This is a genomic window from Burkholderia sp. Bp8994, assembly GCF_003853805.1.
Classification (GTDB): domain Bacteria; phylum Pseudomonadota; class Gammaproteobacteria; order Burkholderiales; family Burkholderiaceae; genus Burkholderia.
In genome coordinates, this window is record NZ_QTQH01000015.1 from 164,147 (window position 1) to 190,126 (window position 25,980).

Below are 25,980 nucleotides of genomic sequence, written 5' to 3' on the forward strand. Positions count from 1 at the left end.
CCGCGGCCCGTCATTTGACGAAGGTGCCCGGCCAGCCGACGATCCGCTTTGGGCGCGGCGGCGCATAGGTGCGGACCTTCGACGTCTTCAGCTTCAGGCGCACCAGCGATTCCGCGAGCGCGACCGCGGCCGACACGCCGTCGACGACGGGCACGCCCGTGCATTCCTCGATCTGCCGGTCGAGGCCGGCCATCCCGCCGCAGCCGAGGCAGATCACTTCCGCGCGATCGTCCTTCACCGCGCGCGCGGCCTGGTCGACGATCGACTCGATCGCGCGGGCCGGGTTCTCCTCGAGCTCGAGCACCGCGAGACCGCTCGCGCGCACCGACGCGCAGCGCGCGTCGAGCCCGGCGAGCTTCAGGCGATCCTCGATCAGCGGCACCGTGCGGTCGAGCGTCGTGACGACCGAGTAGCGGTGGCCGAGCAGCATCGCGATGCTCGCGGCCGCTTCGGTGATGTCGACGACCGGCACCGTCAGCAGTTCCTGCAGCCCTTCGCGGCCGTGTTCGCCGTAGCCGGCCTGGATCACCGCGTCGTATGGCTCGTCGTAGCTCAACACGCGGTCCATCACGGCGATCGCCGCGAGGTAGCTCTCGAAATTGCCTTCGACCGATTCCGCGCCGAAGCGCGGCGTCAGCCCGACGATCTCCGTGCCCGGCGACGCGGCGGCCCGCGCCTGCGCGGCGATGGCGTCGGTGATCGACGCGGTCGTGTTGACGTTGACTACCAGGATTCTCATCGGTGCACTCCGTATGCTGCGTTCAGTGTCGGGCGCAGGCGACCGCGATGGGTTCGCCCGAGCGCTCGTCGTATTGCCGTTTGCGATCGGCCGTCAGCCAGTACACGCTGCCCGCGATGGCCGCGCCGAGCAGCCAGGAGAACGGCGTCATCGCGCTGAAGGCCGGCACGACGGCGAGCGTGATCGAGATCAGCGCGGACGGCACGAGCGCCGCGAGCGCCTTGCGGTTCACGCCGCGCGTGTAGAAATACGCGCCGCTCGGCGCTTCGGTATAAAGGTCCGGCACGTTCACGCGCTGCTTGCGCACGAGCCAGTAGTCGACCGTGATGATCCCGTACAGCGGGCCGAGCAGCGCGCCGAGGCCGGACAGGAAGTAGACGATCACGATCGGGCTGTTGTACAGGTTCCACGGCAGGATCAGCACCGCGACCGTCGCGCTGATCAGGCCCGCGCGGCGGAACGTCAGGCGGTGCGGCGCGAGGCTCGTCAGTACGAAGGCCGGCGCGACGAAGTTCGCCATGATGTTGACCGCGACCGTCACGATCAGGAATGCGAGGCAACCGAGCACGAGGAACAGCTTGTTCGGCACCGTCGCGATGATTTCCGTCGGGCTGTGGATGATCTGGCCGTTCAGCTTGAACTGCGCGCCCGCGAGAACGAAGCTGATCGTCGCGAACACCAGGATGTTCACCGGCAGGCCCCAGAAGTTGCCGACCCGCACCGTCTTCGCGCTCGGCGACGCGCGCGCGAAATCGCAGAAGTTGAGCACCAGCGTGCCGTAGATTGCAAGCCACAGCGCGCCGCCCGCGAACACTTCGGTCCACATCTTCAGGCCGGTCATCGGCTTGCCGATCGACATCGCGAGATGGCCGCCGGTGCGGCTGAACATCCATGCGGCGAGCGACAGCGTCGTGACGAGGATGATCGGGCCGGCGAGCCCTTCGTACTTGCGGACCATCTCCATCCCGTAGGTGAGGATGCCGATCTGCACCAGCCAGATCGCGACGAACGTCACCCAGCCGAGCGTCGACAGCCCGCAGATCGCGTTCTCGTCGAACGCGGCGAGGCCCGGCCAGATCGCGGTGAGCAGCACGCGCAGCACGACCGACGCGAGGTAGGTCTGGATGCCGAACCATGCGATCGCGATCACCGCGCGGATCATCGCGGGCAACAGCGCGCCGTAGATGCCGAAGCTCATCCGGCTGATCACCGGGAACGGCACGCCGGTCTTCTGGCCCATGTAGCCGGTGAGGTTCATGAAGCCGTACACGAGCACCGCGCCGATCGCGAGCGATGCGAGCATCTGCCAGCCCGACAGGCCGAGCGCGAACAGCCCGATCGCGAACGAGTAGTTCGCGATGTTGTGCACGTCGTTGGTCCACAGCGCGAAGATGCTGTAGCGGCCCCAGGTGCGGCCCTCCGCCTTGGTCGGCGCGAGGTCGGGGTTGTGCAGCCGGGGGCTCAGCGCGGGGTCGCGCGCGGCGGTACCGGTTCGATGCAATGCGTCGTCCGCGCCGAGCACGATGCCCGCGCGGTGGGTGGCTTCCAGTTGCACGCGTTGTCTCCTTCCGTGTGCGGGGCGCGAACCGGCAGCGTGTGCACGCAGCGCAGGCCCGGCCGCCGTGGACGTTATGTCTCGGATTTGTTCGCGAGTATGGGTGGCCGTCGCGGCGATGGGAAATTAAATATTCGGCTGGGGGGCATTTGAAAAATGAATGGGGCCGGGTCGCCGGCGGTGGCAATGGAGGAGATGGACGGCACGCGCATTGCTCGCCACAGGTCTCCATCCAGTCGACATCAGCGGAGGTGTCATGCAGCGATATTCCATTCGTCACGTATCGCGGGTCGTCTTCGCCGGCATCCTGATTGCCGGCCTGGCGGCGGGTGCGGGTTGCCAGAAGAAGAGCGAAAGCGACACCACTACCGGCGGGAGTTCAACCGGCTCCACCAGCAGCATGGCGCCGGCGCCGTCCACCGCGCCGTCGGGCATGCCGGGCAGCGGCACGGCCGGCAGCGGCATGACCGGCGGTCCGGCGAGCATGCCGGGCGCGGCGTCCGCGCCCGCGGGCGCAAGCGGCGGCTGACCGTCGGCGCGGGCGGCATGCGCGGGCCCGTCGCCCGCGTGCCGCCGGGACGGCTGTCGGCGCGGCGCGCGTGTCGCAGGGCACGCGTGGGCGGCGCCGCGCGCGTGAAAGATTTGCAACGACCGTTGTAGCGATTCCCGGACCGGCGCCGGCTGCATCCCGCCGGCGCACGCCGTCCGGAACAGGAGGTGCGATGCACAACGCGGAATCGAACCCAACCCCGAAACAGCAGCGCGAACAGATTGCGAAGAGCCCGGTGAAGACGCCGGCGGCCGGCGACATGCCCGATGCGGCGACCCAGGCCGCCGAGGTCGCCGAAGCCGCCGAGGTCACGAAGCGGGCGCTGACCCCTGAGGCCGTCGCGGCGAAGACGCCGACCGGCCTGCCGCCGATCGACGTCGGCGCGCATGCGGTCGACAGCGGCGATCCGGTGCGTCGCGCCAGCGGCAGGATCGTGACGCTCGACAACGCGAACATGGCGATGACCGACAACACGGTCGACGTCGACGGCAAGGGCATGGAGGCGCGCAGCGGCGCGACCGAGTGGCACGACAACGTGATCTATTCGAATGCGTCGCTCGACGACGCGGTCGAGACGCCGGACGAAGGGCTCGGCGGCATCGACAGCCGGCCGGGCGGCAACGTGCCGCAAATTGGGACGCGGCCGGGCTGGCGCGTCCGGCATGTCGGCGATGTCGATGTCGAGCACGGCGACGGCACGCGGGTCGAGCACGTGATCCGTCTCGAGCGGACCGACTGACGCCGTAGTGAGGGCTGCCGGGCGGACCGCCGGCCAGCGGTCCGCCGAAGCCGCTATCCGTTATTGCGGGCCGAGTTCCTGTGCGGACGTGTCCGCATCGTTGCCCTGCGCGACGAGCACGTGAATGTCGTTCGGCGTCACGTCGCCGATGCCGCCCGCCGGAATCGTCACCAGCAACCAGTCGGCGTTGTTGTTGATCGCGACCGGCGCGGTCTTCAGGATCGGCGCCTTGCTGCCGGCCGTCGTGACGATCACCTGGTAGGTTCCGCCGTTCAGGTAGATGGAATCCTGTGTGGATGCCGGCACGGCGTTCTGATACGCGGCGCCCGCCAGCGTCGGGCTTTGCGTGTTGATGTCGGTGCCCGGCGGCACGACGTACACGTCGACGTTCTGCGTGTTCGGCGACGCGTTGAAGCTGCGCACGCGCGCCTTGTCGGACAGCAGCTTCTTGTCGAACGGATCGTCGATCAGCGAAATCGCCGACGAGGTGCTCGGCAATGCGATGGTCGTGTAGTGGTGACCGTTCGCCGCGCCGAACGACTGCGACGCGACGGTCGTGGTCGTTCCCGATACGTCGTAACTGGCGGTCTGCGTGCCCGTATCGATGTCGTGATAACGGGTCACGCCCTTGTACGCGACACCCGACGCATCGAGCTTCGCGTTCAGGTAGTAGTCGAGATTCGGGCCGGCCGGCACCGCGTTGATGAAGCGCGCCTGCGGCTTCGAGATGCCGAGCACGGTACCGACGTCGTTGCTGTCTCCGCCGCACGCCGTGAGTACGGAAATGACCGAGCACAGGGCCACTATCGTTCGTATGGATTTCATGTCGTCCTCTCGTTCAGGGGGAATCCTGCTTGCGATGCGGGATCGCCGCGCGAGGACTCGCGCGGTGCGCAGCGCCGGGTTGAAGGAAGGATTGCCGTCCGCCCGAGGGGCGGGCGCGTTGATCTCGCAAACGACGTGCCTGCACGGCGGGACACGCGTACGCGCCGGTGTGGCGCGAAGTTGCGCGGGGAGGCAGTGGCATGCCCGTGCGCGAACGCGCGCGCGAGGCGACGTGTTTGTAAAAAGGCAGTGCGGCACGTCGGGAGGCGACCTGTGCGCGGGTGCGGCGCCCAGGAAAGCTGTTCAAGCCGTCAGCCGGGGGCGCTGCGACGAATGCGGAAGGGCGAGAGGGGGGCAGCGCGCGTATCGTTGGGCACGCATCGATACGTGGAGAGTCGTGCGAATTGTGCGAATCGCGCGCGACGACCTCGGGTCGCCGCGCGCATGGAGCGCATCAGCGGTTCACGAGCTTTGCAGGATACGCGAGCGCGAGCGCGCATCCGACCAGCATGCATGCGGCGAAGCCGTACAGCCCCGCGCTTTGCGAATGGAACGTATCGCGCAGCCAGCCGATGAAGTAGGTGCTGCCGAAGCCGCCGAGGTTCGCGATCGAGCACGCGAACGCGATCCCGCCGGCGGCGGCCGAGCCCTTCAGGAACGTGGACGGCAGCGCCCAGACGACCGGCATCGCGGCGGCCGCGCCCGCGTTGATCAGCGAGAACAGCAGCACGGTCGCGAGCGTGCCGTGCGACGACGCGGCGGCGAATGCGAGCGCGACGGCCGACACCAGGAACGGCACGACGATATGCCAGCGGCGCTCGCGCGCACGGTCGGAGCTCGCGCCGCAATACAGCGTCGCGAGCACGGCCGCGGCATTCGGGATCACCATCAGCCAGCCGATGTGATACGCGTCCTTCACGCCGGTGTCGCGCAGGATCGTCGGCAGCCAGAAGCTCACCGCATACAGCCCGAGCAGCACGCACAGGTCGATGAGGCCGAGTGCCCACACCTTCGGATCGGAGAACGCGCGGCCGAGCGCGTGGCTCTTGTTGCCGGACGGATCGGCGTCGAGGTTCGCGCGCAGCATGCGCTGCTCGTCCGCGTTCAGCCAGCGCGCGCTCTCGATGCTGTTGGGCAGCCAGCGCAGCACCGCGAAGCCGAGCAGCACCGACGGCAATGCTTCGAGCAGGAACAGCCACTGCCAGCCGCCGAGCGCGTGCACGCCGTCGAACGCACGCATGATCCAGCCGGAAATCGGGCTGCCGATCATGCTCGACAGCGGCAGCCCGACCATGAACAGCGCGACGATGCGTGCGCGGCGCGCATCGGGATACCACTGGGTCAGGTACAGCAGCACGCCGGGCAGGAAGCCGGCTTCGGCGGCGCCGAGCAGGAAGCGCACGACGTAGAACTGCATCGGCGTATGCACGAACATCGTCGCGCCCGACAGCAGGCCCCACGTGATCATGATCCGTGCGATCCACAGCTTCGCGCCGACGCGCTGCAGCACCAGATTGCTCGGGACTTCGAACAGGATGTAGCCGCCGAAGAACAGGCCGGCGCCAAGCCCGTACACGGTGTCGCTGAACTTCAGCGCGTCGAGCATCTGCAGCTTCGCGAGCCCGATGTTGATGCGGTCGAGATAGGCCGCGAAATAGCACAGGCAGAACAGCGTGATCAGGCGCAGCGTGACCTTGCGGTAGAGCGCGCCGTGCAGCGTGTCGTCGGCGGAGACGGCGGCGCTCGGGTGTGCGGTAGACATGGGATTGCCCCTGTTCGAATGTGACGGATGAAGTGGGTGGCCGTTCGACGCGAGCGAAGGTTCGCCGCGCGCTGGAGTCTGTATAGCACGCCAATTACATAGCGTACACACTAGAAAATACGGAATCGCGTAGGCATGAAAGTGAACGCGCCGGGATCGATCGTTAAACCAGATAAACCCGGAATTTTTCGGGGATTAATCTGGAAATGTGCACATATCAACATGGTTTTTTTCATCCTGAGGCATGCACGAAATTCGTGCGTATACGCTCAAAAGTGGAGTGTGTGCACGCCAGTGCTTCGGCGTTCGGAGCGCGCGCGTCCGGCAGCCCGCCGGATCGCGCGAGCCGCGGGCGTTGCAGCGTCGATGTCCGCGAGCAGGCCGACATGGTCGGGCGCTTGTCGGGCGCGACGCGGGTCGGGCGCCACGAACCCTGACGCACCGCAACGAAGCAGCGGCCGCGTGACCGGATGCACCGATTTGAGGGTGTACACTGCTTGCCTTTCCCATTCATGCCGCGCGAGCCTTCATCTTCATGGCGTCTTCCAAGGATTCCTACGACTTTCACGACCAGGTCGGGCACCTGCTGCGCCGTGCCTATCAGCGGCACGTCGCGATCTTCCAGGAAGCGATCCCCGATTCGGACCTGACCGCCGCGCAGTTCGTCGCGCTGTGCGCGGTCAAGGAAAAGCAGGCGTGTTCGCTGAACGACATCGTGAAGGCGACGGCGATCGACCAGGCGACCATTCGCGGCGTCGTCGAGCGGTTGAAGACGCGCGCGCTGATCGAGGTGCTGCCCGACCCGAACGACGGCCGCAAGCTGATCGTGCGCGCGACCGCGGCGGGCCTCGCGCTGATCGACCGCACGGTGCCGTTCGCGCGGCAGGTGACCGAGCGCACGTACGGGCCGCTCAATCCGGGCGAACGCGTCGCATTGCAGTACCTGCTGCGCAAGATGATGGAGGCCGACGGCGACGCGTGACGCGCGGCGCCGTCCGGCCCTCGACGCAAACCGGCCTCATGCGGCGCTTGCTGCGACACTCGCTTCGGTAGCCGGAAGCCGGCCGGCCTCGCGCAGCGCGGCGCGCACCGTCTCGGGCGTGAACGGCGGCGCGTAGAAGCGCACGCCGGTCGCATCGAACAGCGCATTCGCGACGGCGGCGGGCCCCGGCACCGACGCCGATTCGCCCGCGCCGAGCGGCGGCTCGCCTTGCCGCGGCATCAGCACCACGTCGACGTCCGGCACTTCGTCGAACGTCAGGATCGGATAGCTCGCCCATTCGCGCGACGCGACCTTGCCGTCGGCAAACCGCACGCGTTCCTTCAGCGTGCGGCTCAATACCTGGATCACGTTGCCGTGGATCTGGTGGCGCACGCCGTCGGGGTTGATCATCGTGCCGGTGTCCTGGCCGACCGTCACGCGTTCGATGCGGATCTCGCCCGACACGCGATCGACGCTCAGGTCGACGATCCATGCGGACCAGGCCGCGCCGAAACCGGGGAAGCGGCTGTGGACGTAGCGTGCGTAGGCGACGCCGCGTCCGCGGACGACGCGCGCTGCTGCCGCTTCATTTCCGCGATCCACGCGCCGCGGCGTCCAGCCCGCGCGATCGGCGACGGCCTGCAGCAGTTCGGTCGCGCGCGTGTCCTTGAGATGGCGCAGCCGGAACGCGAGCGGATCGATGCCGGCCAGCGTCGCGCATTCGTCGACGAACGCGTCGTGCGCGAACGAGTTCGGCAATGCCGACACGCCGCGCAGCCACGAGGCGCGCACGAGCGGCGCGAGATCCTCGCAGACGAAGCGGCGGTCCGGGCTTTCATACGGCGACACGGCGGTGCGGTCGCCCATTTCGAACACGCGCGGTTCGGGCGCGATCGCGCCGGTCAGGAGCGTCGCGAGCAGCGGCGCGTCGTTCGACGGATAGCGCGTCGTGAAGTCGTAGCCGAGCAGGCGGCCGTCGCGCGTCACGGTGCCCGTCACCTGCATCAGCTGCCCGGCGCCCTTCGGTTCCCACAGATGCTCGTCCGCGCGCGACAGCTGCACGCGCACCGGGCGGGCGACCGCGCGCGACAGCAGCAGCGCGTCGCCGCAGACGTCGTCCGCGCCGTTGCGGCCGTAGCAGCCGGCCGCTTCCATCCGCACGATGTCGATATCGGCTTCGTCGCGCGCCACGAGCGTCGCGAGGTCGTAGCGCAGCGATACGGGGTTCTGGGTGCCGGACCATACGGTGATCCGGCCGTCGCCGGGTGCGCGATAGTCGGCGAGCGCGCACGACGGGCCGATCGAGCCGTGCATCTGGAACGGCCACGCATAGGTGCGCGACAGCGTGATCGTGCCGGGTTGCGCGCGTGCCGCGTCGACGTCGCCTTCGTCAAGCAGCAACCGGCGTTGCGCGGGCGCGGCGGCGATCGCGGCCGCGGGCGTGTCGAGCGGCGGCAGCGCAGGGTGCGGGCGCCACGCGACGCGCAGCTGGCGTGCCGCGCGGATCGCGTGTTCCTCGCGCTCGGCGACGACGCCGACGAAGTCGCCGAGCGCGACGACCGCCACGAGCCCGGGCACGTCGGCGACCGACGCGCGATCGACGTCCACCAGCGACGTGCCGACGAACGCGCCGCTGTCGTGGCCCGCATACGGCGGCCGCACGACGCGGCCGTGCAGCATGCCCGGCACGCGCATGTCATGCACGAACGTGAGCTGGCCGGTGGCCTTCGCAGGCAGGTCGACGCGCGGCGACGACCGGCCGACGATCCGGTAGCGGGCGGGATCCTTCGTGCGGGCGTTCAGGTCGAGCGTGAGCGCGATGCGGCGCGCCGCGACGAGCGCGGCGAACGTTGCTGTGTGCCCGCCGGCCGGTGCGGCGATCGTGCCGTCGTCGATGCTCAGTTGCGCGGGGTCGACACCGAAGCGCTCGGCGGCCAGCGCCAGCAGCGCGTGGCGTGCCTGCGCGGCCGCGCAGCGCAGCGGCGTCGCGGAAATCTGGATCGTCGCGCTCGCGATGGTCGGACCCTGGTTCGGCGTCGCGGCCGTGTCGCCGAGCACCATCGTCACGCGCGCGGCCGGCACGTCGAGCTCCTCCGCCACGATCTGCGCGAGCGACGTGCGGATGCCGGTGCCGAGGTCGACGTGGCCGTTGAACGCGAGGATGCGTCCATCGTCGAGGATCGCGACGAACACCTCGGGCTGCGCCGGCACGTACGACGACAGGCTGCCCGGCTGGCCGGGCGCCGGCTTGGGCGGCGGCGCGGGCGGCCGGATCACGGTCAGGCAGCCGTCGCGCGCAAGCAGTTCGGAGCGGTTCACGGTTCAGGTGTCCTGTCGGGGAGGGCGCGACCGGCGGCCGGTCGCAGCGCCTGCGGCGGCGGCGCTGCTGCCGCGTGCCGCGCACGGGGCGACGGCCCGGGCGTGCGCGATGGCGCACGCGGTCAATCTAGGCCGACAAAAGCGCAGCGTCAATCGCGCGCCGGCGCGGGCACGGCTGCCGTTCGTACCACCCGTGCCGCACCGCCCGCGATCGGCGCGGCGGCTCAGCGCGCGTGCACGGCATCGATCGCCGCGATCGCATCGTCGAGCGGCATCACGGCCGCGTATTTCTGCTGCATGTCGAACAGGTTCGCGTCGTGCGGCGCGATCGCGCGATCGCCGACGCAATCGGCGAGCACGAGCGGGCGGAACCCGTGCGACATCGCGTCGACCACGCTCGCGCGCACGCAGCCGCTCGTCACCGCGCCCGCGACGAGCAGCGTCTGCACCGCGCGCTGCGCGAGCCACGGCGCGAGCTGCGTGCCGAAGAACGCCGACGGCACGGTCTTGCGCACGACGAGTTCGCCGGCGGCAGGCGTGAGTTCGGGCACGATCGCGCTGTTCGGATGGTGCTCGGTCAGCGTCGCCATCCCGGGCACCTTCAGCGAGAACACGTTGTCGTCGCTGCCGTCGTCCGCGTACACGATGCGGCTGTGCGCGACCGGCCAGCCGCGTGCGCGCGCGAGCGCGAGCGCCCGCGTCGTGCGCGCGATCGCCGGCGCGATGTTGCCGCCGCCGAACGTCGCGGGATCGGCGAAGCCGACCACGAAGTCGACGATCAGCAGTCCGATGTTGCCGTGCGGCGGCAGCGGCGTGCCGAAACCCTGCTGGCGGTAGACGTTTGCTTCGGCGTGGCGGGAAAGATCGGTCATGGTGTCGGGCACTCGTCGGTCAGGCGGGTTGATCGGCCACGCGGCCTTCGCGCACGACGGTTTCGCCGTCGAGCTCGACCGTGCAGCGGCGCAGCGGGATGTCGATGTGGCAGGTGGTCGTGCGGGTGCCGCCGCCTTCGTTGTTCGGGCCGAGCGAGAACAGGAAGTTGCCTTCGAACGCACGCGCATCCATCCCGATCGTCGCCTCGCGGTCGTACAGGCCGAGCGTCGACCAGCGCGCGCGCGGCTGCAGCCCCCAGCCGATGTGCGAGATCGCATAGCCTTCCGGGTCCGCGAAGGTTTCCATGTAGTCGCGCAGCAGGTCGGCATCGACGCCGCCTTCGATGCGCGTCGCATAGCCGCCTTCGACGGTCAGCGCGATCGGCTCGCTCACGTAATGTTTCTGCGGCAGCAGGATGTCGCCGCGATCGATCACGATCGTGCCGCGCGCGGTGCGGTCGTTCGGGAAGGTCAGCGCGAAGCCGCTCGGCCAGTGGTCCCAGCGGCCCGGCGCGTCGACGAAGCCGTATTCGGCGGTCGGCGGGAAATCGCCGAGCGGGCACACGAGCGCCGTGCCGGCTGCGGAGGTCACGCGCATCTCGCGCGCGGCGGCGATTTTCTTCGCGGCGCCGAGCACGCGCGTGCGGTCGGCCAGTGTCGGCACCATCCGCACCAGCACTTCGGGCGGCTCGACCGCGAGCAGGATCTTCGTGCCGGATTTCAGGATGTCGTGCTGCTCGGGCGAGAACAGCAGCGTCATCAGGTCGAGCACGAGGTCGCTCTCGCGCAATGCGGCGATCGCGGCGCGGTTGCCGGTCAGCGGCGTCGTGCCGAGATACGCGAGCGGGTCGCGGCTGAACGCCTTCTCGCCGTTCACCGGCGGCAGGTCGAGCCGGTTGACGATCGCGCCCATCGATTGCGTCGCGATCAGCGCGCACGACAGCGTCTGCGGATGAGTGGCCGCGCTCGTCAGGATCGTGACGGTCTGGCCCGGTTCGAGGCGCGACAGCGTGAGCACCTGCTTCCACGCGTCGATCAGTTGATAGTCGCTGACTGGCATCGTCGGCTCCGGTAATGGCGTGAAGGGAAGGGGGAGGCGAAATCAGGCCGCGAGCGGCGCGCCGAGGAAGCTGCCGAACGCCGCGTAGAAGCCCGCCGCGTTGTCCCACGGGATCATGTGGCCGGCATCGGGCACGCGCACGTGCCGCATCGACGGCGTCGCACGCTGCAGTTCGGCGACGTCGTCGTCGCGCACCACGTCGCCGCGCTCGGCCGTGATCAGCAGCGACGGCACGGCCAGTTGCGCGGCATCCGCGTGGAAGTCGTCGGTGTGGAAGCCTTCGTACGACGTGCGCACCGCGCGCTCGTCGCAGGTATGCAGCCACTCGGCGCGCAGTTGCAGCTCGGCATCGGTCCAGGTCGGGCAGAACGCGCGCATCCCTTCGGCATCGGTGCCGGCGCGCGCGAGCGCCATCGAGTCGATGTACCACGGCAGCTTGCCCGGATAGTCGCGCCGGTTCGGGCCCGACACCGGCGGATCGACGAGCACGACCGATTCGAGCCCACGGACGCCGCGCCGCGCCGCGCGCGCGGCGATCCGCGCGCCCATCGAATGGCCGACCAGGCTCGTGCGCGGCAGGCCGAGCGCGGCGACGAACGCCGCGATGTCATCGGCTTGCGCATCGAGGCCGTAGTCGAGCGACGGCGACGCGTCGGACAGCCCGCGGCCGCGCACGTCGAGCACATAGGTGTCGAATGCCGCGCCGAACACCTCGCCGACGAAGCCCCAGGTGATCGCGGGGCTCGTGATGCCGGGAATCAGCACGATCGCGGGGCGCGACGCGCGCGCGCCCGTGGCGCCGCCGTAGCGCAGGTAGTGCTGGCGGATGCCGTTGGCGCGGACGTTCGCGCCGTACAGGAAAGTCGAGGACATGGCGATGCTCCGAAGTAGCGGGGCGCTCAATACGCGCCGGACAGCAGCGCGCCGGCGCCGGGCACGATCGGTTCGAGATCGAGTTCGCGCAGCATCGCGTAGGTCGTCGCGATCGCGGCCGTGATCACGGGCTTGCCCGTCATCGCCTCGACCTTCGCGACGGCCGGCAGCGACGGCATCTGCACGCACGCGGACAGCACGATCGCATCGGCGTCCTGGTACGGCAGCGTCTTCACGATGTCGGGCAGGCGCGCCGGGTCGTGGCGGCCGACGTCGAGGTTGTCGGGGATCTCGAGCGCGCGATACGCGATCACGTCGTAGCCTTCGTTGCGGATGTAGTCGACCACGAGCTCGGTCAGCGGCAGCATGTACGGCGCGACCACCACGATGCGCTTCGCGCCGATCACCTTCAGCGCATCGACGAGCGCGCCCGCGCTCGTCAGCACCGGCGCCTGCGCGCCGTTGTCGGCCGTGTGCTTCGTGAGGCGGGCCTGCGACACGCGGTGATAGCCGTGGCCCATCGCCATGATCGCGACGAGGCACGCGTAGCCGAGCACGTCGACGCGCGCATCGCTCAGTTCCACCGCGCAGCGGTCGGACTCGGCGTCCATCGCCGCGAGTTCTTCCTTGACGACCTTCTTCATCCGCATCCGGCTCGAGTGATACGTGAAGCGCTCGGGCCGGATCGCCTCGCGCAACCGCAGCATCGCGGGAATCTCGGTTTCCATCGTCGTGTTGGAACTCGGCACGATCTGGCCGATGCGGTAGGTCTTGCTCATGACGGGAGGCTCCGTGTCGGTAAGGGTGGGGCGGCACGCTGGCGCGGGATCGCCTGGTTTCGGGGAAAGTCTAGTGTGTACATTTGAAAATGACAATGGGTCAAAATGATTCCTTTCAGGCGTGGATCGTTTATTTTCGGATGTATATGAGGTTTTATTGGTGTTTTCCCGGATGGGGTGGCCACCGGAAATAATCCCCTTGTCTTGAATAAATTGAGTGTGTACGCTATATAAACGTCATTCAATCCGCCCGTTCTCGTGCCGCGTCCGGCGCCGGGCTCACGATCAGGAGATCCGCATGAGCAAACCCCGTATCGCAATCATCGGCGCCGGTCTCGGCGGCACGGCCGCCGCGGCGCTGCTGCAGCGCGGCGGCTACGACGTCGCGCTGTACGAGCAGGCGCCGGCGTTCTCGCGCCTCGGCGCGGGCATCCATCTCGGCCCGAACGTGATGAAGATCATGCGGCGCATCGGCTGCGAGGACGCGCTGGAGACGATGGGTTCGCATCCGGATTGCTGGTACAGCCGCGACTGGCAGACGGCCGACGTGCTGTCGCGGATTCCGCTCGGCGACTACGCGCGCAGGACCTACGGCGCGAGCTACCTGACCGTGCATCGCGGCGATTTCCACGCGCTGATGACGCAGGCGGTGACGCCCGGCACGATCCGCTTCGGCAAGCGGCTCGCGTCGGTGGAGGACACGGGTGACGCGGTGCGGCTGACGTTTGCCGACGGCAGCGCCGAGACGGCCGACATCGTGATCGGCGCGGACGGCGTGAACTCGCGGATCCGCGAGCACCTGCTCGGCGCGGAGCCGCCGCGCTATACGGGCTACGTCGCGCATCGCGCGGTGTTCCCGGCCTCGCTGCTCGGCAACAAGCCGTACGACATGTGCGTGAAATGGTGGTCGGAGGATCGCCACATGATGGTCTACTACGTGACCGAGAAGCGCGACGAGTACTACTACGTGACCGGCGTGCCGCAGGCCGAGTGGCCGGAAGGCGTGTCGATGGTCGACAGCAGCCGCGATGAAATGCGCGAGGCGTTCGCCGGCTTCCACGCCGACATCCAGCATCTGATCGACGTGTCGCCGTCGATCACGAAGTGGCCGCTGCTCGAGCGCGACCCGCTGCCGTTGTGGAGCCGCGGCCGTCTCGTGCTGCTCGGCGACGCATGCCATCCGATGAAGCCGCACATGGCGCAGGGCGCGGCGATGGCGATCGAGGATGCGGCGATGCTCGCGCGCTGCCTCGACGAAGTCGGCATCGGCGATTACGCGGGTGCGTTCGCGCTGTACGAGGCGAACCGCGCGGCACGCGCGTCGAAGGTGCAGCTCGTGTCGCACAACAACACGTGGCTGCGCACCAACGAGGATCCGTCGTGGGTGTTCGGCTACGACGTGTTCGACGTGCCGCTGGTGTCGCCGTCGCCGTCGCGCGGCAACGTGGCGGCCGTCGCCTGACGCGCATGCGGTGTCCGCGCCGGATGCCGCGCCGCCGTATCGGTGATCGATGCGGCGGTACGCATTTCGGCGTGTTATACGTGAGCGCTGCGCGCGACGCCGGCCCGTCGCGAGCCGGCGGCCGTGCCCGCTGCCGGCCCCAACACGGCCTGCCGGCCCGCGCCCCGCATTCCGGATCCCTTCATGTCCCATCCCGCTTCCCCGTCGCGGCCGCTCGCGTTTCGCGTGAACGGCACGCCGCACACGTTCGACGCTGCCGCGCCCGACGCGCCGCTGCTGCTGGTCCTGCGCAACGACTGCGCGCTCAACGGCCCGAAGTACGGCTGCGGATTCGGACAGTGCGGCGCGTGTACGGTGCTGGTCGACGCTCAGGCGACGCGCGCGTGCGTCGTGCCGGCCGCCGCCGCGCACGGGCGCGACGTGACGACGCTCGAAGGGCTCGGCTCGCGCGACGCGCCGCATCCGATCCAGCGCGCGTTCATCGACGAGCAGGCCGCGCAGTGCGGCTATTGCCTGAACGGAATGATCATGAGCACGAAGGCGCTGCTCGACCGTAATCCGTCACCGGACGATGCGGCGATCCGCGACGCGCTGCGCTTCAATCTTTGTCGCTGCGGCACGCATCTGGAGATCATCCGCGCGGTGCATCGGGCCGCGCGCTATCTGCGGGACGACGGCGATGAAGCATGACCTGAGCGTGCCCGCGCAGCCCGAAGCCGATGCGAGCGATGTGCGGCGCGATGAAGCGGCGGTCGGTTCGGCGCGGCGTGCGGACGACGCGGCGCGCATGCACCGCGCACACTACGAATGGCCGATCGGCGATGCGCGTGCGCACGCGTCGTTCGAGCTCGAAACGCGGACCGCCGCCGATGGGCGGATGACGACGTGGCGCTATCGCGCGAAGGCCGGCACGACACCGGATGCGCGGCGCGCGGCGGCGCGGGGCGGGGCATCGGCTCGGTCGTCGCCGTTCGTCTATCGACATGCGCAGACGTCGATCGAGATGGCCGACGTCCACCACGCGATTCCCGGCCACGCGCACGCATTCGCGCGCGAGTCGTTCGTCGACGAACTGGCCGGTGCGCTGCGGCGCGATCCGGTCGCATTGCGCCTGCAGCATCTCGATGCGTCGCGCGATGCCGGGCCGCGCGAGATCATCCGGATGGTCAGCGAACGCGCGGCGTGGGGCGAACCGGCCACGGGCCGTGCCCATACAGCGGCGCAGGACCGCCTCAGTGGGCGCGGCTTTGCATTCGATGGTGCGGGCGCGCTCGAGGCGCCGTCCGCAGGCGAAAACCCGCACGCGGACGCGGGCCGCGACGACGATCCGCACTGGTCCGCCTGGGTGGTCGATCTCGACGTCGATCGCGCGACGGGCGACGTCGCGGTGCGCCGCGTCGTCGCCGGGCAGGGCGCGGGCGAGCCCGGTCAGGCGTCGATGGCGGGCTTGCCCGCGTGGCAGATCGAGGCGGCGATTTCGCGCGTGATGGGCGCGCGGCTGTCCGCACGGCCGGCGCATGACGAGACCGGCGGCGATGTCGCGCCGGATGCGATCGCGCATGAACTCGTCGCGTTCGACGACGCAGAGCCGGGAGTCGGTCGCGCCCGGTCGCTGTCGGCATACGACGCGCAACGGATCGAACAGGCGGTGGCGCCGGCGGCGGCCGCGATCGCGAACGCGCTGCATGACGCGACGGGCGTGCGTTTTCGCGCGCCGCCGTTCGACGCCGCACGCATTCGCGACGCGCTGGCCCGCCCTGAGCCGGCCGATGTCGGCGAGCGCAGTTCCGGCGCGCCGCGCCGCGCGTCATCGTTATCGTCATCGCGCTGGCGCCGCTGGCTGGCCGGTGGCGGCGCGGGCGGGGTCGTCGGCGGGCTGATCGGGCTGGCCTGCGCGATCCTGCCGGGCCCGGCGCCGGTCGCCCCGATTGCGCCGGTCGCACCCGGCGGCGCGGACGGCGCGATGTGGAGCGCGGCGACGCTCGAACGCGGCCGCCTGATCGCGCTCGCCGGCGATTGCGCGGTCTGCCATACCGCGCCGGGCGGCGCGGCCAATGCGGGCGGTCTCGCGCTCGACACGCCGTTCGGCACGATCTACACGACCAACATCACGCCCGATCCGGAAACCGGCATCGGCGCATGGTCGTATCCGGCGTTCGCGCGCGCGATGCGCGAAGGCATCGGGCGCGACGGCTCGCATCTGTATCCGGCGTTTCCGTACACCGCGTTCGCGAAGCTGAGCGAGCCCGACCTGCTCGCGCTGTATGCATACCTGATGTCGCAGCCGCCGGTGAAGCATGCGCCGCCGAAGACGAAGCTGCCGTTCCCGCTCGACCAGCGGCGCCTCGTCGCCGGATGGAACTGGCTGTTTCACGACGCGCGGCCGTTCGTGCCGGATCCGGCGCGCTCCGCGTCGTGGAATCGCGGCAAGTATCTGGTCGACGGCGCCGGGCACTGCGGCGCGTGCCATACGCCGCGCAACGCGCTCGGCGCGGAACGGGGCGGCCGCGCATATCTGGCCGGCGGCGAGGCCGAGGGATGGGTCGCGCCGCCGCTCGTCGCGTCGCCGGCGTCGCCGGTGCCGTGGACCGAAGGCGCGCTGTTCGACTACCTGCGCACGGGCTTCTCCGCGCAGCACGGCGTCGCGGCCGGGCCGATGGCGCCGGTCGTCGCGGGGCTCGCGGCGCTGCCCGAATCGGACGTCCGGGCGATCGCGCATTACCTGGCGTCGCTGTCGCCGCCCGTCGATGCCGCGGTGGCCGTCGACGCGGCGACCCGCCATGCACGCGGTGCGGAAGCGGTCGCGACGCTCGGCCTCGAGAGCGGCCGGCGCGCGTTCGATGCCGCGTGCGCGGTCTGTCACGCGGAGACGGGCGGGGTCGGGCATTTCGGCGTGCGTCCGCTGATGGGGCTCAACACGAGCGTCAGCCAGGCGGCGCCCGACAACCTGCTGCGCGTGCTGCACGACGGGATCGACCATCCGGCCACCGACGGGCTCGGCTACATGCCCGGCTTCCGCGACGCGTTCGACGACCGGCAGATGGCCGAGCTCGCCGCATACATCCGCGCGCGCTATGCGCCCGGCCAACCGGCGTGGCGAAGCCTGGAGGAGGCTTCGGCGAGAATCCGGCAGGCGCGTGCGCACTGACCGGCGCGCCGGCCGATGGCGGTCGCCGGGCAGAAACCGTGCGTCGGCCGGGAAGCCGGGAAAAGCGACACGCTGCGCAACGACGGGCGTGACGAGGGCCGCAAATCTTGCCGGCAGCACCCCATCGTTTAACCATTCGAAACAATGTGTTCACTGAAAAGGGCATGATCTCCGGCGATCGGGCAGGCATACTGTCGCCTATGTTGCTCAATGCCGTCGAATCGACGCGCGCTTGCCCCCCCATGTCCATTGCTCTATCTTTTCGATCCCTGCGAGGGTTGACCATCGCGGCCGTTGCATGCTTGCTCGCCGCATGTTCGACCGCTTCCGACGTGACCACGACATCGAATCCGAACGTCTTCACCGTGACGACGCGCACGCTCGGCGTGTCGACGACGTGGGCCGACGCCCATGCGAAAGCTGTCGACGAAGCGACCAACTACTGCACGCAGCGCGGCATGCGCGCGAGCCTGAAGCAGGAGTCGGTGACCGGCGGCCGCCGCGTCGACGCGCGCTCCGAACTCGCGTTCGAGTGCCATCCGACCTTCGAGACCGCGTCGAACCCGCGCGGATAAGCGCCGCGCCGCCCGCGCGGCCGTAACCTCCGCACTGCTCCGGATGTGAACCGACCCGCGATGCCGTTGACGGGCAGCGCGGGCCGTCGCACGTCCGCCGGCCGCGTTACGCGGGCTGCGCCTCGTACAGCTTCACGCACGCGGAGAAGTCGAGCGTGCCGAGCCCGTGCTGGCTCATCGACTGATAGAGCTGCTGCGCGAGCGCGCCCATCCACACCGGCTGCCGTGCGCTGCGCGCGGCTTCGGTCGCGAGCCCGAGATCCTTCAGCATCAGGTTCGCGGCGAAACCGCCCGAGTAGCCGCGCGCGGCGGGTGCCGCGTCGTTCACGCCCGGATACGGGTTGTAGGTGTCCGAACTCCAGCAGCGGCCGGTCGACGTGTTGATGATGCCGGCCAGCACGGCCGGATCGATGCCGAGCGCGGCGCCGAGCGCCATCGCTTCGGCCACGCCCATCATCGAGATGCCGAGCAGCAGGTTGTTGCAGATCTTCGCGATCTGCCCGGTGCCCGTGCCGCCGCAATGCACGACGTTCTTCCCCATGTCGAGCAGTACCGGGCGGATGCGCTCGAACAGCGCGCCTTGCGCGCCGACCATGAAGGTCAGCGTGCCGGCCTGCGCGCCGCCGGTGCCGCCCGACACCGGCGCGTCGGCGAACGGGAAGTCGCGCTGCGCGGCGGCGTCGGCCACCGCGCGCACGGTGCCCGGATCGATCGTGCTGCAGTCGACCAACGTCGCGCCGGCACGCGCGCCGGCCAGCACGCCGTCGTCGCCGAGGTAGACCGCGCGCACGTGCTGCGCGGCCGGCAGCATCGTGATCACCAGCGACGCGCGGGCGGCCGCGTCACGCGGCGACGCGGCCGCCGTCGCGCCCGCGCGCACCGCCGCGTCGACCGCGTTCGCGTCGAGGTCGAACACCGTCAGCGCGTGGCCGGCCTTGAGCAGGTTGGCGGCCATCGGGCCGCCCATGTTGCCGAGTCCGATGAATGCGATTTCCATGTGCAGGCTTCCTTGATCAGCGCAGCGCGATCGTCGTGTTCACGCCGCCGGCCGTCGCGTCGTCGTCGAACCAGCGCGCGGTGACCGTCTTCGTCTGCGTGTAGAACTGCACGACCTGCTTGCCGTACGGGCCGAGATCGCCGAGCTTCGAGCCGCGCGAGCCGGTGAAGCTGAAGTAGGGGACCGGCACCGGGATCGGGATGTTGATGCCGACCTGGCCGATGTCGATCTCGCTCTGGAACTTGCGCGCGGCCGCGCCGCTCTGCGTGAACAGGCCGACGCCGTTGCCCATCGGGTTGCGGTTGACCAGCGCGATCGCGTCGTCGAGCGTGTCGGCTTCGAGCACGACCACCACCGGCCCGAAGATTTCTTCCTGATAGATCGACATGTCGGTCGTCACGTTCGAGAAGATCGTCGGGCCGACGAAGTTGCCCTGCTCGTAGCCGGGCACCTTCACGTCGCGGCCGTCGAGCAGCAGCGTCGCGCCTGCCTTCACGCCCGCGTCGATCAGCGACAGGATGCGGGCCTTCGCCGCCTTCGACACGACCGGACCGACGTCCGTGCCGGCTTCGGCGCCGGCGTTGACCTTCAGCGCCTTCGCCTTCTCGACCAGCTCGGGCAGCCAGTCGCGCGCCTGGCCGACCAGCACGACGACCGACGTCGCCATGCAGCGCTGGCCGGCCGCGCCGAAGCCTGCGCCGACCAGCGCGTTGATCGACTGCTCGCGGTGCGCATCGGGCAGCACGACCGCGTGGTTCTTCGCGCCCATCATCGACTGCACGCGCTTGCCGTGCTGGCTGCCGAGGTTGTACACGTGCGTGCCGACGCGCGTCGAGCCGACGAACGAGATCGCCTTGATGTCCGGGTGCGTGCACAGACGGTCGACCGCGGTCTTGCCGCCGTGCACGACGTTCAGCACGCCCTGCGGCACGCCGGCCTCGATCGCGAGTTCGACGAGCTGCATCGTCGACAGCGGATCCTGTTCGGACGGTTTCAGCACGAACGTGTTGCCGCACACGATCGCCATCGGGAACATCCACAGCGGGATCATGCCGGGGAAGTTGAACGGCGTGATGCCCGCGCACACGCCGATCGGCTGGCGCAGCGTGTAGGTGTCGACGCCGCCCGCGACGTTCTCCGCGAATTCGCCTTGCTGCAGCGTGCCGATCGAGCACGCATGCTCGACCACTTCGAGGCCGCGGAAGATGTCGCCCTGTGCGTCGGGCAGCGTCTTGCCCTGCTCGGCCGTCAGCGTGTGCGCGATCCGTTCGAGATTGCGGCGCACCAGGTCCTGGAACTTCAGCATGATGCGCAGCCGCGCGCCGATCGGCGTCGTCTTCCAGGTCTGGAACGCGCGTTGCGCGGACGCGATCGCGGCATCGACCTCGTCGAGCGTCGCGTACGGCACGCGGCCGATCACTTCCTGCGTCGCGGGGTTGACGATGTCGCCCCATTCGGCGCTTTGCGATTCGACGAACGCGCCGTCGATCAGCAGCTTGGCGGTGGGCAGGGCGAGGGTGGTCTGGGGAACTGCGGCGTTCATGGAACTCTCCGGGAAACGGTGATGCGAAGAAAACACGTGGGCTGCGTCCGTCGCGCGTGCGGCCACGGCGGACGGCAGGTCGAACTGAAATCGGGGCGATGCGGATCGCTGCGGGCCGATGCTTACGCACGCGCCGGACGCATCGACGCAGTACACGCGAGCGCGAACACGCCGAAGCCGACGAGGTACGCGATCACGTAGTGCGGCTGGCCGCCGCCGGCCTTGAGCAGCGACGTCGCGATCATCGGCGCGAAGCCGCCGCCGATCACGCCGGCGAGCTGCACCGACAGCGAGATGCCGCTGTAGCGGATTTCCGCCGGGAACTGCTGCGCGAACAGCAGCGACTCCGGCGCATACAGGATCGGGAACACGATGCCGAGGCCGAGCACGATCGCCCACCATGCGGTCGACGTCTGCTGCGTGCCGAGCATCAGGAAGAACGGCGCCGCGAACAGGCACATCAGCACGAGGCCGATCGCGAACATCCGGCGCTGGCCGATGCGGTCGCTGAGATGCCCGCACAGCGGCATCGTGACGAGCGACAACGCCGCGCCGGCCGTGATCGCGTGCAGCATCTCGGCCTTCGGCAGATGCAGCTGCTGCGTCGCATACGCGAGCGCGAACGTGACGACCATGTAGAACCAGGTGTTTTCCGCGGCGCGTGCGCCGACGATCGTCAGCACCTCGCGCGGATGGCGGCGCAGCGCGGCCGTCACCGGCGACTTCTCGGCCTTGCCCTGGCGCTGCATCTTCTCGAAGTCCGGCGACTCGGGCACCTTCGCGCGGATGAACCAGCCGAGGCCGACCAGCGCGATGCTCGCGAGGAACGGCACGCGCCAGCCCCACGACAGCATGTCGGCTTCCGGCAGCGCGGCCACCGCGGCCATCGCGACCGACGACAGGATCAGCCCGAGCCCGACGCCCGTCTGCGGCAGGCTGCCGAACAGCCCCTTGCGGCCCTTCGGCGCGTGCTCGACGGCCATCAGCACCGCGCCGCCCCATTCGCCGCCGACCGCCATCCCCTGAAGGAAGCGCATCGCGATCAGCAGCGCGGCGGCCCAGTAGCCGATGCGGTCGTACGACGGGATCAGCCCGATGATCATGCTCGGCACGCCCATCAGCAGCAGCGTGATCATCAGCATCGACTTGCGGCCGATGCGGTCGCCGAAGTGGCCGAACACGATGCCGCCCATCGGCCGGCCGATGAAGCCGACCGCGAACGTGCCGAACGCGGCGAGCGTGCCGACGACGGGGTCCAGCGACGGGAAGAAGATGCGGTTGAACACGAGCGCGGCGGCCGTGCCGTAGAGGAAGAAGTCGTACCACTCGATCGTGGTGCCGGCCATGCTGGCCCAGCCGGCCAGCAGGTAGTGCCGCGCGGTGCGGGCGGGCGCCGGCGTCGCGATGGCTGCATGCTCATCGAGGGTGGATCGCGTCTGCATGGTGTCTCCGTATTTATTGCCCGCGGCTCATGGTCCGCAGGTCACGGTCGAGTATAGTTATGCGCGGATCCATGATGTACCGACAAGAAAGCCGGTTGGATGTGCATTTATGCATATCGGCACCCGGCCCCGAGACACCTGCTTTTTTTCCCGCCGATGCGACACGCCACCGAGCCGGTTTCCGGCAACCTGAACTGGGACGACCTGCGCTTCTTCCTCGAAGTCGCCCGCACGCAGCGCGCGAGCGGGGCCGCGAAGCGGCTCGGGGTCGACTACACGACCGTCGCGCGGCGCATTCGCGCACTCGAGGCCGCGATGGGTACGCTTTTGTTCGACAAGTCGCGCTCGGGCGGCTTCACGCTGACCGCCGAGGGGCAGCGGCTCGTCGCGTATGCGGACGCGATGGAGACGACCGTGCAGTCCGCGTGCGACCAGGTCGCGAACACCGGCGAGGCGCTGTCGGGCCACGTGCGGATCGGGTCGACCGAAGGGTTCGGCTGCTTTTTCCTCGCGCCGCAGCTCGCGCGGTTTCGCGTCGCGCACCCGCATGTGACGGTCGACCTGCTGCCGGTCCCGCATTTCGTCAACCTGCCGAAGCGCGAGGCCGATCTCGCGATCACGCTCGAGCGGCCCGAACGCGGGCCTTACGTGGTCACGAAGCTGTGCGACTACCAGTTGCGGCTCTATGCGACGCGCGACTATCTGGCGAGTCATCCGCCGATCGCCTGCACCGACGATCTCGCGCGGCATGCGTTCATCAGTTACGTCGACGATCTCGCGTTCAGCAGCGAACTGCTGTACCTGGAGCGCGCGGTGCCCGGCGCGACGGCCGGGCTACGCACGACGAGCGTGATCGCGCAGGTGTTCGCGGCGCTGCAGGGCGGCGCGCTCGCGATCCTGCCGTGCTTCATGGCGGCCACGCAGCCGGCGCTGGTGCCGGTGCTGCCGGACGACGTGGTGGTCACGCGGTGCTTCTGGCTGACGTGTCGCGAGGACCTGCGCAAGCTGCGGCGCGTGACGGCGCTGTGGGATTACCTGCGCGCGGCGGCGGACGCGAACCGGGCGTTGTTGATGGGGGAGTCGGAGCGGCTCCGGTTCGTCGGGGATCCGGAATAGCGGGGCTGGAGGCGGCGGTGATTTGCGCAGCGGGCGGGTCGGGGTTCACGCGGTTCCAGGTGCACCGCGTTGCGGCACACCCGCGGCGGCGTCACGCGAGCGCGGCGAAGGGGCCGCCGCCAGGCAGCCGGCCGCCTGGGCGTGCCTAGGCGTAATAGATTCGCCCGACGTCCGTGTCGCGTAATCGCCCGGTGCGTTCGGCGTCGTCGAGCGCATCGCCGAAATCGCGCGTGCACAGGTCCGGTCGGCCCAATGCAGTGAGGATGCGCGACACGCGCCACGCGGGCAGCCAGTCCGCCCATGCAAGGCGCACGCCGATGAGCAGTGCCAGCATGACGCCCAATGCGAACGGTCCGCCGAGCAGCGTGAGAACGACGAGCGTCGGATCGGAAAATCCGCTGTCGCTGGTCCAGATGCCCAGCAGCATGAGCGGGATCAGGAAACAGGTCATGCCGATGAACATCCATTTCCACGCAAGCCAGAGCGTATGCGTCAGCCCGGCCAACCCGGTGTCGCCGCACGTGTGATCCATGACCATGTGGCGGCGGTCCGGAGACGACAGCGCAAGCAGGCGGCCTCGGCGATCGACCACGGCAACGACGTCGTCGCCGACGTCGAAGCACTGTCCGCCGAGGAAGCCGCGGTACGTGTCACCGCCGATTTCGATTTCGACCGGGAGCTTCGCGAACAGGATCCTGCCGTTTTTCCCGACGGTGACGTAGGCGTTTTCCGATGCAAAGGTCTTGCTGCCGCGGATATTCGCATACGACCATGTCGCCGGATGCTCGACCTTGTCGGCCGCGGCGTTCAAGCTGGCCAGGGCGAGGTCTTCGTCGGCTTGCTGAACCACCAGCGCATTGGCGGCGGCACCGTTGCCGGTGAGCGCCGCGGCAATCGGCACCACGTAGTGCGTGAACCGGTAGCCGAGCGATTTCTTCCGGGCTTCGGGATCGACGGGCGGCATCTGATGGCGCGCAGCGTCCTCCCGATCGGGACGCTCCAGAAAGCGCATCGCGGTGAGCTTGCCTGCTACCAGACGCAGGGATGACGACATAGGCCGGGGCTGAATGTGGTCGGAGTGCGGAGTCTAGCAGCCGGCACTCAACCCGGACAACCGAGCCGATCCGCGAGTTCGTTCAGGTCCTTGACGTCGAAGTCCCACGCGTCATCGGCTTTCAGGTCGGTCGTCTGGTTCGGCCCGTGTTCGGTCGGCCGCAGCACGAACGCGGTGGCGAGCCCGAGTCGCCGCGCGGCGGCCAGATCGCCATTGTGCGCGGCAACCAGGCACAGCTCGGCCGGCTCGAGACCGAGAATCTCGACCGCTTCGGTATAGACCTTCGGCGACGGCTTGTACGCGTGCGCGACTTCGGCGCCGAGAATCGCGTCCCACGGCAGGCCGCCGTGCTTCGCGACGTCGACCATCAGCCGGATATTGCCGTTCGACAGCGGCGCGATCACGTAGCGCCGCTTCAGCCGCTGCAGCGCCGAGACGGAGTCGGGCCACGGATCGAGCCGGTGCCACGCGAGGTTGAGCGCGTCGATCTCCGAGTCGGGCACGCCGTCGATACCATAGCGGTCGAGCGTGCGCACCAGGTTCTCGCGGTGCAGCACGTCGAGCCGCACGTAGCGCCTGCGCCCGCTGCGGATTTCCTCCATCGACGGCGCATATTCGCGGCGCCACGTATCGGCGAATTCGAACGGATCGCGATCCGGCGCGTGGCGCGCCAGGAACGTGGCGGCTTCGCGCGCGACGCCGTTTCTCCAGTCGACGATCGTTCCGAACACGTCGAAAACGAGCGCCTTGATGTCGGCAGGGTTCGTCATGGGATTTTCGTGAAGGTCGGTCGAGGGGGACGCGACGCGCGCCGTGGCGGCAGCGTGCGACGCCGGTTCGAATGACATTGAATCACGTATCCGCGAAGACGGCTGGCGGCGTCGCGGCGATGGCGGCGCGCGGTGCGGCATCGAGGGTGCATGAGGGGGCATGAGGGCGAGGCGGAGCCGGGAAAACCGGTATCGCACCGCCCGTCACGGGCCTTCGGCCATGACCATCGGCACATTCCGGCCCGCGTGCGCGGCGCCTACGCTGGGCAGGTCGCTGGTGCGTGCCGGCGGCGTTCCCCAACCAACCGACAAGGACATGCCATGCCGACCATTTCAGTCTACGGGTTCAATTCGGACAGCGGCCCGAGCGCGTTCGGCGCGCAAGCCACGCGCGACAACCTCAACGAGGACCATCCGACGTGGGCCGTGACGCTGGCCTACACCGCGAGCACCACGACGGCCGTCTTCACGTCGGCCACGGCGTCCGACGCGGATCTCAGGGCCGCGCTGGAGGCGGCGTATCCGCCGGCAAGCTACCACGTGGTTTAGGTATCGCGGGTGCCCGCCCGGGCCGGCCCGGGCGGGGTAGTTCATGTGGCGCAACGCGCGCCGGCGGCTGCGACGCGGGCCGGGTTCGCGCCGCAAGCGCGGCGCTTGCGGACGTGCGGCAATCAGCTCTTGTCGTACGAGAACTGGATGCCCGCGGTGCCGCCGGTTTCGATGAACAGGTTGATGAATGCAGGAACGGTTGCGCTGCGCGCCCAGTCGCGCTGCAGTTCGCAGAACAGCTGCGCGACGCTGATCATCTGGCCGCCGGC

The 25,980-nt window shown here is 69.3% G+C and carries 23 protein-coding genes and 1 pseudogene; 8 read left to right on the forward strand and 16 right to left on the reverse strand.

Annotated elements, in window-relative coordinates; all coding sequences use genetic code 11:
- Positions 1-10: 10 nt before the first annotated feature.
- The 3 genes from DIE04_RS18390 to DIE04_RS30185 all read right to left on the reverse strand — a co-directional run bounded on the left by DIE04_RS18390 (position 11) and on the right by DIE04_RS30185 (position 2,759).
- Positions 11-739, reverse strand: a complete 729-nt coding sequence (locus tag DIE04_RS18390) for an aspartate/glutamate racemase family protein (protein WP_124521136.1) — start codon at positions 737-739, stop codon at positions 11-13.
- Between the two features lie 22 nt (positions 740-761).
- A complete protein-coding gene (locus DIE04_RS18395; RefSeq protein WP_124524170.1) occupies positions 762-2,294 on the reverse strand; it encodes an NCS1 family nucleobase:cation symporter-1 in 1,533 nt (510 codons plus the stop codon).
- 276 nt (positions 2,295-2,570) lie between these two features.
- On the reverse strand, positions 2,571-2,759 hold the full coding sequence (locus tag DIE04_RS30185; RefSeq protein WP_260426911.1) for a hypothetical protein: 189 nt from the start codon (positions 2,757-2,759) through the stop codon (positions 2,571-2,573).
- 257 nt (positions 2,760-3,016) lie between these two features.
- Here DIE04_RS30185 and DIE04_RS18410 point away from each other — a divergent pair, with 257 nt between their 5' ends.
- Positions 3,017-3,583, forward strand: coding sequence for a DUF3005 domain-containing protein (locus tag DIE04_RS18410; protein WP_124524171.1), 567 nt, complete (start codon positions 3,017-3,019; stop codon positions 3,581-3,583).
- 60 nt (positions 3,584-3,643) lie between these two features.
- On the opposite strand, the gene DIE04_RS18415 is transcribed toward DIE04_RS18410, so the two are convergent.
- The gene (locus DIE04_RS18415; RefSeq protein ID WP_124521128.1) at positions 3,644-4,408 is read right to left on the reverse strand and encodes a DUF4397 domain-containing protein; all 765 of its coding nucleotides are present in this window, start codon (positions 4,406-4,408) and stop codon (positions 3,644-3,646) included.
- Between the two features lie 454 nt (positions 4,409-4,862).
- Positions 4,863-6,170 carry an MFS transporter gene (locus DIE04_RS18420; protein ID WP_124521126.1) on the reverse strand — a complete coding sequence of 436 codons (1,308 nt, stop codon included), beginning with the start codon at positions 6,168-6,170 and terminating at the stop codon, positions 4,863-4,865.
- A 535-nt stretch (positions 6,171-6,705) separates the two neighbouring features.
- Here DIE04_RS18420 and DIE04_RS18425 point away from each other — a divergent pair.
- A complete protein-coding gene (locus DIE04_RS18425) occupies positions 6,706-7,152 on the forward strand; it encodes a MarR family winged helix-turn-helix transcriptional regulator (RefSeq protein WP_124488416.1) in 447 nt (148 codons plus the stop codon).
- Positions 7,153-7,188: 36 nt separating this feature from the next.
- On the opposite strand, the gene DIE04_RS18430 is transcribed toward DIE04_RS18425, so the two are convergent.
- From DIE04_RS18430 to DIE04_RS18450, 5 genes are all read right to left on the reverse strand, one after another.
- Positions 7,189-9,471, reverse strand: a complete 2,283-nt coding sequence (locus DIE04_RS18430; protein ID WP_124524172.1) for a molybdopterin cofactor-binding domain-containing protein — start codon at positions 9,469-9,471, stop codon at positions 7,189-7,191.
- 224 nt (positions 9,472-9,695) lie between these two features.
- Positions 9,696-10,343 (reverse strand): isochorismatase family protein, encoded by a 648-nt coding sequence (locus tag DIE04_RS18435; protein WP_044843890.1) that lies wholly within the window; start codon positions 10,341-10,343, stop codon positions 9,696-9,698.
- Positions 10,344-10,362: 19 nt separating this feature from the next.
- The gene (locus DIE04_RS18440) at positions 10,363-11,403 is read right to left on the reverse strand and encodes a 2,5-dihydroxypyridine 5,6-dioxygenase (RefSeq protein ID WP_124524173.1); all 1,041 of its coding nucleotides are present in this window, start codon (positions 11,401-11,403) and stop codon (positions 10,363-10,365) included.
- 42 nt (positions 11,404-11,445) lie between these two features.
- Positions 11,446-12,276 carry an alpha/beta fold hydrolase gene (locus tag DIE04_RS18445; protein ID WP_124524174.1) on the reverse strand — a complete coding sequence of 277 codons (831 nt, stop codon included), beginning with the start codon at positions 12,274-12,276 and terminating at the stop codon, positions 11,446-11,448.
- A 26-nt stretch (positions 12,277-12,302) separates the two neighbouring features.
- Positions 12,303-13,055, reverse strand: coding sequence for an Asp/Glu racemase (locus DIE04_RS18450; protein ID WP_044843893.1), 753 nt, complete (start codon positions 13,053-13,055; stop codon positions 12,303-12,305).
- Between the two features lie 298 nt (positions 13,056-13,353).
- Between DIE04_RS18450 and DIE04_RS18455 the strand changes: the two genes are divergently transcribed.
- The 4 genes from DIE04_RS18455 (at position 13,354) to DIE04_RS18470 (ending at position 18,240) form a co-directional block, all read left to right on the forward strand.
- Entirely contained in the window at positions 13,354-14,517 is a 1,164-nt protein-coding gene (locus tag DIE04_RS18455; protein WP_124524175.1) for an FAD-dependent monooxygenase, read from the forward strand.
- 183 nt (positions 14,518-14,700) lie between these two features.
- Positions 14,701-15,207 carry a (2Fe-2S)-binding protein gene (locus tag DIE04_RS18460; protein ID WP_044843895.1) on the forward strand — a complete coding sequence of 169 codons (507 nt, stop codon included), beginning with the start codon at positions 14,701-14,703 and terminating at the stop codon, positions 15,205-15,207.
- A complete protein-coding gene (locus tag DIE04_RS18465; protein WP_124524176.1) occupies positions 15,197-17,665 on the forward strand; it encodes a cytochrome c in 2,469 nt (822 codons plus the stop codon). Before DIE04_RS18460 ends, DIE04_RS18465 begins: the two co-directional genes overlap by 11 nt.
- A gap of 242 nt (positions 17,666-17,907) precedes the next feature.
- Positions 17,908-18,240, forward strand: coding sequence for a hypothetical protein (locus DIE04_RS18470; protein WP_044843897.1), 333 nt, complete (start codon positions 17,908-17,910; stop codon positions 18,238-18,240).
- A gap of 106 nt (positions 18,241-18,346) precedes the next feature.
- On the opposite strand, the gene mmsB is transcribed toward DIE04_RS18470, so the two are convergent.
- From mmsB to DIE04_RS18485, 3 genes are all read right to left on the reverse strand, one after another.
- Positions 18,347-19,237 (reverse strand): 3-hydroxyisobutyrate dehydrogenase, encoded by an 891-nt coding sequence (mmsB, locus tag DIE04_RS18475; protein ID WP_124524177.1) that lies wholly within the window; start codon positions 19,235-19,237, stop codon positions 18,347-18,349.
- A 16-nt stretch (positions 19,238-19,253) separates the two neighbouring features.
- Complete coding sequence (locus DIE04_RS18480; RefSeq protein ID WP_124524178.1) at positions 19,254-20,780, reverse strand: CoA-acylating methylmalonate-semialdehyde dehydrogenase; 1,527 nt, start codon at positions 20,778-20,780, stop codon at positions 19,254-19,256.
- A 122-nt stretch (positions 20,781-20,902) separates the two neighbouring features.
- Positions 20,903-22,222, reverse strand: a complete 1,320-nt coding sequence (locus DIE04_RS18485) for an MFS transporter (RefSeq protein ID WP_124524179.1) — start codon at positions 22,220-22,222, stop codon at positions 20,903-20,905.
- A gap of 156 nt (positions 22,223-22,378) precedes the next feature.
- On the opposite strand from DIE04_RS18485, the gene DIE04_RS18490 reads away from it, so the two are divergent.
- A complete protein-coding gene (locus tag DIE04_RS18490) occupies positions 22,379-23,338 on the forward strand; it encodes a LysR family transcriptional regulator (RefSeq protein ID WP_124521113.1) in 960 nt (319 codons plus the stop codon).
- 145 nt (positions 23,339-23,483) lie between these two features.
- Here the strand turns inward: DIE04_RS18490 and DIE04_RS18495 are convergent, their stop codons facing one another.
- Together DIE04_RS18495 and DIE04_RS18500 are read right to left on the reverse strand one after the other, a co-directional pair.
- A complete protein-coding gene (locus DIE04_RS18495; RefSeq protein ID WP_124521111.1) occupies positions 23,484-24,392 on the reverse strand; it encodes a hypothetical protein in 909 nt (302 codons plus the stop codon).
- Between the two features lie 47 nt (positions 24,393-24,439).
- A complete protein-coding gene (locus DIE04_RS18500) occupies positions 24,440-25,162 on the reverse strand; it encodes a haloacid dehalogenase type II (RefSeq protein ID WP_124524180.1) in 723 nt (240 codons plus the stop codon).
- A 321-nt stretch (positions 25,163-25,483) separates the two neighbouring features.
- Between DIE04_RS18500 and DIE04_RS18505 the strand changes: the two genes are divergently transcribed.
- Positions 25,484-25,711 (forward strand): hypothetical protein, encoded by a 228-nt coding sequence (locus DIE04_RS18505; RefSeq protein ID WP_124524181.1) that lies wholly within the window; start codon positions 25,484-25,486, stop codon positions 25,709-25,711.
- Between the two features lie 122 nt (positions 25,712-25,833).
- Here DIE04_RS18505 and DIE04_RS18510 read toward each other — a convergent pair.
- Positions 25,834-25,980 (reverse strand): annotated as a pseudogene (locus tag DIE04_RS18510) (hydrolase); the annotation flags it as partial.

What these genes read in the sequence shown, in the direction of transcription:
- DIE04_RS18390 (WP_124521136.1), bottom strand. Translation starts at nt 739, where the DNA reads ATGAGAATCCTGGTAGTCAACGTCAACACGACCGCGTCGATCACCGAC.
- DIE04_RS30185 (WP_260426911.1), bottom strand. Translation starts at nt 2,759, where the DNA reads ATGCCGCTGCCGGCCGTGCCGCTGCCCGGCATGCCCGACGGCGCGGTG.
- DIE04_RS18410 (WP_124524171.1), top strand. Translation starts at nt 3,017, where the DNA reads ATGCACAACGCGGAATCGAACCCAACCCCGAAACAGCAGCGCGAACAG.
- DIE04_RS18415 (WP_124521128.1), bottom strand. Translation starts at nt 4,408, where the DNA reads ATGAAATCCATACGAACGATAGTGGCCCTGTGCTCGGTCATTTCCGTA.
- DIE04_RS18420 (WP_124521126.1), bottom strand. Translation starts at nt 6,170, where the DNA reads ATGTCTACCGCACACCCGAGCGCCGCCGTCTCCGCCGACGACACGCTG.
- DIE04_RS18425 (WP_124488416.1), top strand. Translation starts at nt 6,706, where the DNA reads ATGGCGTCTTCCAAGGATTCCTACGACTTTCACGACCAGGTCGGGCAC.
- DIE04_RS18435 (WP_044843890.1), bottom strand. Translation starts at nt 10,343, where the DNA reads ATGACCGATCTTTCCCGCCACGCCGAAGCAAACGTCTACCGCCAGCAG.
- DIE04_RS18440 (WP_124524173.1), bottom strand. Translation starts at nt 11,403, where the DNA reads ATGCCAGTCAGCGACTATCAACTGATCGACGCGTGGAAGCAGGTGCTC.
- DIE04_RS18445 (WP_124524174.1), bottom strand. Translation starts at nt 12,276, where the DNA reads ATGTCCTCGACTTTCCTGTACGGCGCGAACGTCCGCGCCAACGGCATC.
- DIE04_RS18450 (WP_044843893.1), bottom strand. Translation starts at nt 13,055, where the DNA reads ATGAGCAAGACCTACCGCATCGGCCAGATCGTGCCGAGTTCCAACACG.
- DIE04_RS18455 (WP_124524175.1), top strand. Translation starts at nt 13,354, where the DNA reads ATGAGCAAACCCCGTATCGCAATCATCGGCGCCGGTCTCGGCGGCACG.
- DIE04_RS18460 (WP_044843895.1), top strand. Translation starts at nt 14,701, where the DNA reads ATGTCCCATCCCGCTTCCCCGTCGCGGCCGCTCGCGTTTCGCGTGAAC.
- DIE04_RS18465 (WP_124524176.1), top strand. Translation starts at nt 15,197, where the DNA reads ATGAAGCATGACCTGAGCGTGCCCGCGCAGCCCGAAGCCGATGCGAGC.
- DIE04_RS18470 (WP_044843897.1), top strand. Translation starts at nt 17,908, where the DNA reads ATGTCCATTGCTCTATCTTTTCGATCCCTGCGAGGGTTGACCATCGCG.
- mmsB (WP_124524177.1), bottom strand. Translation starts at nt 19,237, where the DNA reads ATGGAAATCGCATTCATCGGACTCGGCAACATGGGCGGCCCGATGGCC.
- DIE04_RS18480 (WP_124524178.1), bottom strand. Translation starts at nt 20,780, where the DNA reads ATGAACGCCGCAGTTCCCCAGACCACCCTCGCCCTGCCCACCGCCAAG.
- DIE04_RS18485 (WP_124524179.1), bottom strand. Translation starts at nt 22,222, where the DNA reads ATGCAGACGCGATCCACCCTCGATGAGCATGCAGCCATCGCGACGCCG.
- DIE04_RS18490 (WP_124521113.1), top strand. Translation starts at nt 22,379, where the DNA reads ATGCGACACGCCACCGAGCCGGTTTCCGGCAACCTGAACTGGGACGAC.
- DIE04_RS18495 (WP_124521111.1), bottom strand. Translation starts at nt 24,392, where the DNA reads ATGTCGTCATCCCTGCGTCTGGTAGCAGGCAAGCTCACCGCGATGCGC.
- DIE04_RS18500 (WP_124524180.1), bottom strand. Translation starts at nt 25,162, where the DNA reads ATGACGAACCCTGCCGACATCAAGGCGCTCGTTTTCGACGTGTTCGGA.
- DIE04_RS18505 (WP_124524181.1), top strand. Translation starts at nt 25,484, where the DNA reads ATGCCGACCATTTCAGTCTACGGGTTCAATTCGGACAGCGGCCCGAGC.